Origin of the sequence: Aneurinibacillus sp. UBA3580 (genome assembly GCF_002375825.1) — a bacterium.
Taxonomy (GTDB): Bacteria; Bacillota; Bacilli; order Aneurinibacillales; family Aneurinibacillaceae; genus Aneurinibacillus; species Aneurinibacillus danicus.
Genome location: NZ_DFMZ01000118.1, coordinates 1 through 10,217, shown reverse-complemented (window position 1 = coordinate 10,217; position 10,217 = coordinate 1). Strand labels below are relative to the sequence as shown.

Annotated in this window: 8 protein-coding genes, 1 pseudogene and 2 riboswitches; of the genes and pseudogenes, 1 reads left to right on the top strand and 8 read right to left on the bottom strand. The window is 48.0% G+C overall.

All coding sequences use genetic code 11. The annotated features are described in order from the left end of the window. From sdhB to metX, 4 genes are all read right to left on the bottom strand, one after another. Nucleotides 1-599, bottom strand: a 599-nt coding sequence (gene sdhB / locus B2899_RS16350; protein ID WP_286887176.1) for a succinate dehydrogenase iron-sulfur subunit, incomplete at its 3' end; no start/stop codon positions are given. A gap of 24 nt (nt 600-623) precedes the next feature. Beyond that, entirely contained in the window at nt 624-2,396 is a 1,773-nt protein-coding gene (sdhA, locus tag B2899_RS16345) for a succinate dehydrogenase flavoprotein subunit (protein ID WP_146812120.1), read from the bottom strand. Nucleotides 2,397-2,407: 11 nt separating this feature from the next. Next, nucleotides 2,408-3,058, bottom strand: a complete 651-nt coding sequence (locus B2899_RS16340) for a succinate dehydrogenase cytochrome b558 subunit (RefSeq protein WP_146812121.1) — start codon at nt 3,056-3,058, stop codon at nt 2,408-2,410. Nucleotides 3,059-3,371: 313 nt separating this feature from the next. Then, nucleotides 3,372-4,478 (bottom strand): homoserine O-acetyltransferase MetX, encoded by a 1,107-nt coding sequence (gene metX, locus B2899_RS16335; protein WP_146812122.1) that lies wholly within the window; start codon nt 4,476-4,478, stop codon nt 3,372-3,374. Between the two features lie 115 nt (nt 4,479-4,593). Beyond that, nucleotides 4,594-4,707: riboswitch (SAM riboswitch) on the bottom strand. 139 nt (nt 4,708-4,846) lie between these two features. On the opposite strand from metX, the gene B2899_RS16330 reads away from it, so the two are divergent. After that, nucleotides 4,847-5,422: a biotin transporter BioY gene (locus tag B2899_RS16330; RefSeq protein ID WP_146812123.1), complete on the top strand. Its 576-nt coding sequence runs from the start codon at nt 4,847-4,849 to the stop codon at nt 5,420-5,422. A 63-nt stretch (nt 5,423-5,485) separates the two neighbouring features. On the opposite strand, the gene B2899_RS16325 is transcribed toward B2899_RS16330, so the two are convergent. The 4 genes and pseudogenes from B2899_RS16325 to B2899_RS16310 form a co-directional block, all read right to left on the bottom strand. Further along, nucleotides 5,486-6,727 carry an aspartate kinase gene (locus B2899_RS16325; RefSeq protein ID WP_146812124.1) on the bottom strand — a complete coding sequence of 414 codons (1,242 nt, stop codon included), beginning with the start codon at nt 6,725-6,727 and terminating at the stop codon, nt 5,486-5,488. A gap of 177 nt (nt 6,728-6,904) precedes the next feature. Beyond that, nucleotides 6,905-7,094, bottom strand: a riboswitch (Lysine riboswitch). Between the two features lie 77 nt (nt 7,095-7,171). Continuing rightward, on the bottom strand, nt 7,172-8,968 hold the full coding sequence (uvrC, locus tag B2899_RS16320) for an excinuclease ABC subunit UvrC (RefSeq protein WP_286887174.1): 1,797 nt from the start codon (nt 8,966-8,968) through the stop codon (nt 7,172-7,174). 555 nt (nt 8,969-9,523) lie between these two features. Beyond that, entirely contained in the window at nt 9,524-9,841 is a 318-nt protein-coding gene (gene trxA, locus B2899_RS16315) for a thioredoxin (RefSeq protein ID WP_146812126.1), read from the bottom strand. A 211-nt stretch (nt 9,842-10,052) separates the two neighbouring features. Then, nucleotides 10,053-10,217: pseudogene (locus B2899_RS16310) on the bottom strand (electron transfer flavoprotein subunit alpha/FixB family protein); the annotation flags it as partial.

The following is a 10,217-nucleotide window of genomic DNA, read 5'->3' as shown; positions in this document are numbered from 1 at the left end:
CGCTCTTCAGCGTTCATTTTACCAGTCGGATGCTCATTGAACAGACGTGCCTGGGAGATAGCAAATGCGCCGATGAACGGAGACTTGTCGTTCACATTCGGACACGCTTCCAGGCACACGCCGCAGGTCATGCAGCGGGAAAGCTCATATGCCCACTGGCGATCCACTTCCGGCATACGCGGACCCGGTCCAAGGTCATGCGTGCCGTCGATCGGAATCCACGCTTTTACGCGTTTCAATGCATCGAACATGCGGCTACGGTCAACAGCCAGGTCACGCTGTACCGGGAATGTATTCATCGGTTCCAGACGAATCGGCTGCTCCAGTTTATCGACCAGTGCTGTACAAGATTGACGCGGCTTGCCGTTAATTACCATAGAACAAGCGCCGCAAACCTCTTCCAGACAGTTCATTTCCCAGACGATCGGTGCGACCCGCTTACCGTCTGCCGTTACCGGGTTACGCTGAATTTCCATGAGGCAACCGATAATGTTGAGATTTGGACGATAAGGAATCTTGAATTCCTGTTTATATGGTGTTCCATCAGGACTATCCTGACGGGTAATAATCAAGTGAACCGTTTTTTGTTGTTCAGCCATGTCTCTTCACCCCTCTTTTTTCTACTACTTCTTCTCAGCTACTGTGCTCTTCTTCGAGTAGTCACGTTTACGAGGCTTAATCAGCGAAACATCGACATCTTCATACGAAATCTTCGGCGCATTCGTTGCCGGGTCGAAGTTCGCCATTGTCGTCTTCAGGAAGTTCTCGTCATCACGTTCCGGGAACTCCGGCTTATAGTGCGCGCCACGGCTTTCGTTACGCTCAAGCGCACCGATCGTGATTACACGGGCAAGCACAAGCATGTTCCACAGTTGACGCGTAAAGGAAGCACCGGCATTGCTCCATTTGGACGTATCATTGATGTTAATGTTTTGATAACGCTCCATAAGCTCCTGAATCTTCTCATCCGTTTGCTTCAGCTTATCGTTATAACGAACAACTGTTACGTTGTCAGTCATCCACTCGCCAAGCTCACGGTGAATCTTATATGCATTTTCCGTACCGCTTGTCATATTTGTGATGCGGTCGTATTTCTCTTGTTCTTTCTTCACTTGCGCATCGAATATAGTAGAAGAAACATCTTCAGCAGACTTGTTCAAGCCTTTGATGTATTCGATTGCTTTCGGACCCGCTACCATACCGCCGTATACCGCGGACAGCAGAGAGTTCGCACCCAGACGGTTTGCGCCGTGCTGTGAGTAATCACACTCACCCGCAGCAAACAGGCCAGGAATTTGCGTCATTTGGTTATAGTCAACCCACAGACCGCCCATGGAATAGTGAACAGCAGGGAAGATTTTCATCGGAACTTTGCGCGGATCGTCGCCGACGAATTTCTCGTAAATCTCGATGATACCGCCCAATTTGATATCCAGCTCATGCGGATCTTTGTGGGACAGGTCGAGATATACCATGTTTTCGCCGTTTATGCCAAGCTTCTGGTTAACACAAACGTCGAAAATCTCACGGGTCGCGATGTCACGCGGTACAAGGTTTCCGTAAGCCGGATATTTCTCTTCAAGGAAGTACCAGGGTTTACCGTCTTTATATGTCCATACGCGTCCACCTTCACCGCGGGCAGATTCGGACATCAGACGAAGCTTGTCATCTCCTGGAATCGCAGTCGGGTGAATCTGGATGAATTCTCCATTTGCGTAAGCCGCGCCCTGCTGGTATACAGCAGAAGCAGCCGTTGCCGTATTAATAACAGAGTTCGTAGACTTACCAAAGATAATACCAGGGCCACCTGTCGCAAGAATAACGGCGTCCGCTTTGAAAGATTTGATTTCCATTGAACGCAGGTTCTGTGCAGTAATGCCGCGGCATACACCGTCTTCGTCAATAACAGCGGACAAGAATTCCCATCCTTCGTATTTCGTAACAAGACCGTTTACTTCCCAGCGGCGAACCTGCTCGTCCAATGCGTATAGGAGCTGCTGACCCGTGGTGGCGCCGGCGAATGCCGTACGGTGATGCTGTGTACCCCCGAAGCGGCGGAAGTCAATCAGACCTTCCGGCGTACGGTTAAACATAACGCCCATGCGGTCAAACATATAGATAATGCCCGGTGCGGCATCGCACATCGCTTTTACCGGCGGCTGGTTTGCAAGGAAGTCCCCGCCATATACCGTATCGTCAAAGTGGATCCACGGAGAATCCCCTTCACCCTTCGTATTTACCGCTCCGTTAATACCGCCCTGCGCACAAACAGAGTGAGAGCGTTTTACAGGAACAAGAGAAAACAACTCAACCGGGTAGCCGGCTTCAGCGGCTTTGATTGTGGACATTAATCCTGCCAGACCGCCACCAACTACGATAATTTTACCTTTACTCATGCTCTAACCCCCTATTTTTGGACTGCTTGTGCTACATCAACGGGATTCGCAAATGAGAACAGAGCAAGCAATCCCATTGCCGACATTAACACGAACACAGCCATGGTTACATATGTAGAGATGCGCTGCGCACGGGGACCAACTGTAATACCCCAGCTTACAGCAAAGCTCCACAGACCGTTTGCAAAGTGGAATGTTGCGGACAGAAGACCAATAATATAGAATGCCAGCATGAATGGGTTATCTAAAATTTCGTTCATCAATGTGAACAGGCCAGTCGCTTCCACATTTCCGATTACCATTTGCATTTTTGTTTCCCATACATGCCATGTAATGAAAATGAGCGTGATAACACCTGTTACACGCTGCAGCATGAACATTACATTACGGAAATAGCCATAGTTACCCACGTTATTCTTTGCCTGAAATGCAATGTACAGTCCGTAAATGCCATGATACAGAATGGGCAAGAAAATAAAGAGGATTTCGATGAGGGCCAGGAACGGAAGCCCTTCCATAATCTCAACGCGCTCAAGAAAAGCTTCTTCACCGCGCGTTGCATAATAGTTCGTTAGCAAGTGGACGAATAAGAATCCCCCGATGGGTACAACGCCTAGCAGGGAATGTAGTTTACGGTTAAAAAAATGCCGATGATTCATCATTGCATAAATTCCCCCTTTCACAAGGATCCGCTACAATTTTTCTAGTCTGACACTTTTTTCACAAAAACGTTTAACACACCCAATTTCTCTCCGACTTCTCTACAGTTCTCTCGAAACACCCCTACCACTTCATTTTTCTCTCTAAACTCCCCCTTTATCCGCTCTACTCTACATGCATGACATGAAGAAAAGCTTCCCAAGGAAGCCTTAAAAATAAATGAAGACTTTGTGACAAATTCATTTTACTCCGTCAAAGAGACAGCGTCAAGGAAAGCGACGGACAAATTGTCGAAATTCGCCGATACCAAAATGATTATCTTGATGCTGCCGATTGTTTAAAAATACCGGTATTATATTTTTCAATAAACTGTTCTACCAGTGGACCGATCTTTACGAACTCCACAAGGAACCCGTCATGACCGTAAATGGATTCAACAAAGTGATATTCCACTTCTTTGTGCGAGGCTTTCAGCATCTCCACTACTTCTTCCTGATGATCGGCAGGATACAGCAAGTCATTCGAAATAGCGATGGAAAGCACCCTGGCCTGAATCCGTTCCAGCGCCGCTTTAATACCTCCGCGTCCTCGCCCGATATCGTGCGAGTCCATTGCTTTCAATAAATACAGGTAACTGTTGGCATCAAACCGCTCGACCAGCTTTTGCCCTTGATAACGGAGGTAGCTCTCGATGTTGAATGTGGAATCAAACTGGGTTACATCCCGTTCGTCTTTCAAACGCCGGCCGAAACGATACTCAAACAAATCAGCCGTACGATACGTAATCATTCCTAACATACGGGCAATCGACAATCCGTTGACCGGTCCTTTCCCCGGGTAATAATGTCCTCTCTTCCACTCCGGATCGGACAGAATGGCCTGCCGTCCCACATCATTGTATGCAATGGCGATCGCAGACAGCCGGGCCGATGTAGCAATAGGCAGGACAAGATGCATCATCTCCGGGTACATAACCGCCCATTCGTAAGCCTGCATTCCGCCCATTGAGCCTCCAACAACGGCAAACAATTTATCTATCCCTAAACGCTTCACCATTAGATACTGCAGCTGTACCATATCCCGTATGGTGACTACCGGAAAATCCGCGCCATATGGCCTCCCGGTCTCCGGGTTAAGGGAAGCAGGACCTGTCGTACCGGAACATCCGCCTAATACGTTCGACGTCACCACAAAGTATTTATTCGTATCAATATAGCGTCCGGGACCGATAAGGCCTTCCCACCATCCCGGCTGTTCTTCATCTCCGACTGCGCATGCGTCACCGGTAAGCGCATGACAAACGAGGATCGCATTCGTCTTCTCCTCATTCAGCGTTCCGCTCGTCTCAAATGCCACTTCAACCTGTCTCAGCGTATCACCGCACTCCAGTTTTATTTCGTCTATCACCATCTTCTGTATCATGCGCTCGTCACTCCCTTCTGCTCTTTTTCTCTCCGCACCATACCGTAGCGGCGAACCAACTTATAAAAAATGCCTCTTCCTTATAAGGAAGAGGCGTTCATAGCTCATCGTCCTCCCCTTATCTTCCAGAACGTTTAAACCGTTCTGCTGGAATTGGCACCTCATCCGCACACATGCACGGGGTTGCCGGGCTTCATCGGGCCAGTCCCTCCGCCTCTCTTGATAAGAGCTATCTTATTGTATTCCGTCTTTCTGCGAGTTAGTTCAATACTACGTTTTTTACTGACTAATGTCAATATTGACAAAAAGAAAGTTCGTTTTGTAAACTCAGTATTATAATAGGTTAACATAAGACAAGGAGAAAGCTCATGCGAAACGAAAACATGAAAATGATGATTCTTTCGGCCTTATTCTGCGCACTAACAGCGGTTTTTGCTCAGATTTCTTTTTCATTTATTCCGCAGGTTCCTTTTACTCTCCAGAATTTTGCTATCGCGCTTACCGCTATCATTCTAGGAAGACGCTATGGAACAATCGCTGTTCTGCTCTATCTACTGCTCGGTGCTGTAGGCGCACCGGTGTTTGCCCAATTTTCCGGCGGGTTCGGCATCATTGTTGGCAAAACAGGCGGATACTTAATCGGATATGTTATAGCCGTGTTCGTCATGGGTACGTTGCTTAAAAACAAGGATATCACATTTTTCCGCGCGCTGCTTGCGAATGTAGTCGGATTGGCCATCATCTATGCATGCGGTGTCACTCAGTTAAAATTCGTACTGAGCCTACCGTGGAACCAGGCATTTGCTTTCGGTATGGGGCTGTTCGTACTGCCTGACCTGGTTAAGATTGCGGTCGCTTCCTATATCGGAGTGCTTGTCCGCCGACGTCTCGCTGCGGCAGGTCTTCTTCCGGCCTCCCTTCGCAAAAGCCACATCACCGCATAATGATCCGTTACGTCAAAAAAGAGCCCGGCCGTTCAAAAGACGGCGAGCTCTTTTTTATGTTTGTTATACTCCATATACCATGGCAGCTTCTTTGGCATCAAGTCCAAAGGACGTATGAAGGCTGCGTACCGCCGCTTCCATCTGAGCCAGCGGAATGACGCAAGAAACTTTAATCTCGGATGTAGACACCATCTTAATCTCCACGCCTGCCTCAGCCAGACAGGTAAACATCCGGGCTGCCACACCCGGATTCGTAATCATGCCGGCTCCGACAATCGAGACTTTGGCCAGGTCTTCCTCTGCCACCGCATACCCAAACTCAAGTTCTTCCCTATGCTTAAGCAAAACATCCAGCGTCCGTTTTACTTCCTCACCGCTTACAGAAAACGATACATTCGTTGTATTAGCTTCATAAGCACTTTGTACGATAACATCTACATTAATATGCTCTTCCGCCAGTGTGGCGAATAGTCTGGACATTGCATTCAATTTGGCCGGCATATCGGCTACCGTAATTTTCGCCACGCTTTTATCGTGAGCAATTCCGCTAACAACCAACCCTTGCTCCATATTCGATTCCTCCCCAATCATGGTTCCTTCTTCTGTGCCAAAGCTTGAGCGAACGGTTAAAGAGACACGATGCTGCTTTGCGCATTCCACCGCACGGGGATGGAGAACCCCGGCTCCAAGCGTCGCCAGCTCAAGCATTTCATCATAAGAGATATAGGGCAGTTTCCTTGCAGAAGAAACAATGCGTGGATCTGCTGTATATACACCGTCCACATCAGTATAAATCTCGCATCTATCCGCCTGAAGCGCTGCTGCCAGCGCCACTGCCGTCGTATCCGAACCGCCCCGCCCAAGCGTCGTAATTTGCCCGTCAGAGGAAATACCCTGGAATCCAGCGACAATAACTACCTTCCCTTTGGCGAGCGCATCTCGAAGCGGTGTCGGATCAATCTGCGTAATACGCGCCTTCGTATGGACCTCTTCCGTTGTAATACCGGCCTGCCAGCCGGTCATTGATACGGCACTCTGCCCCAACTCCTGTAAGGCCATGGTCAGCAACGCAATAGATACCTGTTCTCCGGTCGTCAGCAGCATATCCATCTCACGCGGATCCGGCTCACCGGTAATTTGCCTGGCCATATCCACCAGAACATCCGTAGACTTTCCCATGGCCGAAACAACAACCACCACCTGATGTCCGGACTGTACAGTGGATAAAACGCGGCGGGCCACCGCCTGAATCCGTTCAATCGTGCCAACGGATGTACCGCCGAATTTTTGTACGATAAGACTCATCTCTTGTGTCCTCCTCGAACTTTTCATTCTTTTTCTCTTTGTTTCGAATGCCCCGCACGTTTGAGAGGGCCAGAGGTCATGTCGCTGAAAATAAAAAAGACAACAGAGGCGTTCGCCTTATCTGTTGTCTGTATATATCCAGATCAAATACAGCTAACGCTCACTTCCCAATTCCCTGTGCGAGATAGTACTCCACCGGCTATCCGGGATGATAGTCCGGTGACAGTCCTGCACTTATTCAATGCAGACCCAACGACAGGCGGCGAGATCCGTTCTGTCATTTCGGCGAATTCCCCTTTCATCCGCTTTCTCAGGACTCTCGCTCCTCCAGCGGGGTACTCATGGTCTTCGCGCCTCTACCTCACCTTGTTCAGTGAGGCGTTGATGATTTGAATATTTAATTTTCGTATATGGTATCACATGCCAACTGGAAAGGCAACCGTTTTATTCGGATTTATCGGCTGCGGCTTCCGTATTTTCACGCAGATATTCAAGAATTTGCCGCGCCAGTTTGTCACCGATCCCGAGATTACGATACTCGTCTACCGTCGCTTCCCTCATTTTTTTAATGGATCCGAAATGCTTCAGGAGCATTTTCTTTCGCTTTTCTCCAACCCCCGGAATTTCATCAAGTTTCGACTGAAACATTGTCTTGCTGCGCGTGTTGCGGTGGAATGTAATCGCGAATCGGTGCACTTCATCTTGAATACGCTGCAGAAGATAGAATTCGTTGCTGTCCCGCTTTAAATCGACAGGAATAGGCGGGTTACCGACCAGAAGCTGTGCGGTCCGGTGCTTTTCGTCTTTGGCCAATCCACATACAGGGATAAAAAGCCCAAGTTCATTTTCCAATATATCAACCGCTGCCGCAATTTGGCCTTTTCCTCCGTCAATAATGATAAGGTTGGGCAACTCCAATCCTTCTTTCAGCACACGCGTGTAACGGCGGCGAACTACCTCTTTCATGGTGGAATAATCATCCGGCCCGCTCACTGTGTTCACTTTGTATTTACGGTATTCTTTCTTATCCGGCTTGCCATCAGTAAATACAACCATCGCCGAAACGGGGTCCACCCCTTGAAGGTTCGAATTATCAAACGCTTCAATCCGCTTCGGATAGCCGATGCCAAGCGCTTCACCAAGCTTTTGCACCGCCTGGATCGTGCGGGCTTCGTCGCGTGCCATAAGGGCAAACTTCTCTTCTAAGGCGATACGTGCGTTTTCTTTCGCCATATCTACCAGCTGCTTTTTCGGTCCGCGCTGCGGAACGAGCAATTTGGTTTCAATCGCTTCTTCGAGTCCATCCGTTCCCTCGCTCACAGGCAGCAGCACTTCCTTTGGACGGATATGCTCCTTAAGATAAAACTGGACAACATAAGAAATGAAATCTTCATTCTCTTCTCCGTAGAAGGGAAAAGATGCCACATTCCGCTCGATCATCTTCCCCTGGCGAATATGGAATACCTGTACGCTCATCCAGCCTTTGTCGGTATGATAGCCCCAGGCGTCTCGATCAACGTTGTCGCTGAACGTAACTTTCTGCTTTTCCATAATGGCTTCAATATACTGAATCTGATCACGCAGTTCCTTGGCACGCTCAAATTCAAGGTTTTCCGCCGCCGCCTCCATCTGCCGCTTCAATGTTTGCTTAATCTCCCCGTAATTTCCGTTTAAAAACCGGGAGATTTCTTCAATCATGCCTTCGTACTGTTTTGAGTCTACTTCATATTCACACGGAGCGAGACACTGACCCATATGGTAGTACAGGCAAACACTTTTCGGCATATTTTTGCACTTGCGCAGCGGATAGAGCCGATCCAGAAGCTTCTTCGTCTCCTGGGCCGCTCCTGCATTGGCATACGGTCCGAAATACTTGCCGCCGTCTTTTACAACTTTGCGGGTAATTTCAAGACGCGGATGTTCTTCATTCGTAATTTTAATGTACGGGTACGTTTTGTCGTCTTTGAGCAAAACGTTGTAGCGAGGATCATGCTTCTTAATCAAGTTGCACTCCAGCAAAAGCGCTTCGACCGGCGAGGATGTAACAATGTATTCGAAATCAGCGATCTCCTGGACGAGACGCTGCGTTTTACCATCATGACTGCCCGTAAAATAAGAGCGGACACGATTTTTTAATACTTTGGCTTTGCCGACATAGATGACTTCTCCGGCCGCGTTCTTCATCAAATAGCACCCCGGCTTGTCCGGCAAAAGGCTTAACTTTTCTTTTAGCGTATCCATTCTGTATACCTCCTTTCTTTTTCTGTGAAAATTGTGAGAAAAGAAGGAGAGAAAGAGGAAAAAAGATCCAGGGAAGAAAAAGGCATTCGCCCTTTTCTCCATTGAAATCATTGTCACGTTCTCTTCTCTCTTTTCCTTCATACCACAAAAGTCAGCCGCCCTTCCCTTCATTTTCATGGCAGGGCTTGTGGCTGAAAAGCCATGGTGATTTTTTATGAAAAACAGGTGGAAAAAGTATCCTCTTTTCGCTCGTTGTATTTTAAAGAGGCCGCTTTTTCCATCTGCTTTTATTACTTTCAAAGGGATACGGGTGAAAAAACGAAGTCCCTTCTTTTCCCTTACTTAGCGCCATTTTCAGGTAAAGCTATATGGGCCGACAACTGGCTCCCTCTCTGAAATACCCGGATGTTTTGCCGGCCGGCTTTATCTGAAAAAGGGAAGCGGACGGTCTATACATCTTCGGGGAAAAGAACCAGACGAGTTTTTTTACCCGTATTCCTCAATGAAGAAGTCCTCCGATTTTAAAATCGGAGGACTCATTGTGTTAGTTAAAGCTTACAGGTGCTTGTTAATGGCACTTAACAGGCTTTCTTTCGGTTGGAAGCCGATAATTTTGTCAACGACTTGACCGTCTTTTACCAGCATCAGTGTCGGGATGCTCATTACGCCGAAACGTTGTGCGGATTCCGGATTTTCGTCAACATTTACTTTCGCGATTTTGACTTTGCCGCCAATTTCGCCGTCGATTTCTTCAAGAACCGGTGCAATCATTTTGCAGGGACCGCACCAAGGAGCCCAGAAGTCCACCAGCACTGTGCCGCCGCTTTCTACTTCGCTTTGGAATGAGCTATCTGTTACATTTACGATTGCCATATGTAACTTCCTCCTTTTTATCTCAGGTTCGTACTTACATACCATCGTTTTGTTTGTGGTATACAGCAGAGATATACCAGTAACAGTATACCATCCTCACCTCAAAATATCCACAGGTGAAACACTCTCCTTCTTTCCTCATGATTTTCACGGAAAAAAGGCAGCGCCTTATATTTGACGCTGCCTCCCTCTATTGAATGTGTCCCCGCTACTACACCAGCACTTTTTTGAACTCTTCTGTAAGAAGCGGCACAACTTCGAACAGGTCGCCGACAATGCCATAGTCCGCTACCTGGAAGATCGGTGCTTCCGGATCTTTATTGATGGCTACAATGACTTTGGAGCTGGACATACCGGCCAGATGCTGAATGGCGCC

Bases quoted from the DNA above. Each gene is read 5' to 3' on its own strand.
- sdhA (WP_146812120.1), bottom strand. From the start codon at position 2,396: ATGAGTAAAGGTAAAATTATCGTAGTTGGTGGCGGTCTGGCAGGATTA.
- B2899_RS16340 (WP_146812121.1), bottom strand. From the start codon at position 3,058: ATGATGAATCATCGGCATTTTTTTAACCGTAAACTACATTCCCTGCTA.
- metX (WP_146812122.1), bottom strand. From the start codon at position 4,478: ATGATACAGAAGATGGTGATAGACGAAATAAAACTGGAGTGCGGTGAT.
- B2899_RS16330 (WP_146812123.1), top strand. From the start codon at position 4,847: ATGCGAAACGAAAACATGAAAATGATGATTCTTTCGGCCTTATTCTGC.
- B2899_RS16325 (WP_146812124.1), bottom strand. From the start codon at position 6,727: ATGAGTCTTATCGTACAAAAATTCGGCGGTACATCCGTTGGCACGATT.
- uvrC (WP_286887174.1), bottom strand. From the start codon at position 8,968: ATGGATACGCTAAAAGAAAAGTTAAGCCTTTTGCCGGACAAGCCGGGG.
- trxA (WP_146812126.1), bottom strand. From the start codon at position 9,841: ATGGCAATCGTAAATGTAACAGATAGCTCATTCCAAAGCGAAGTAGAA.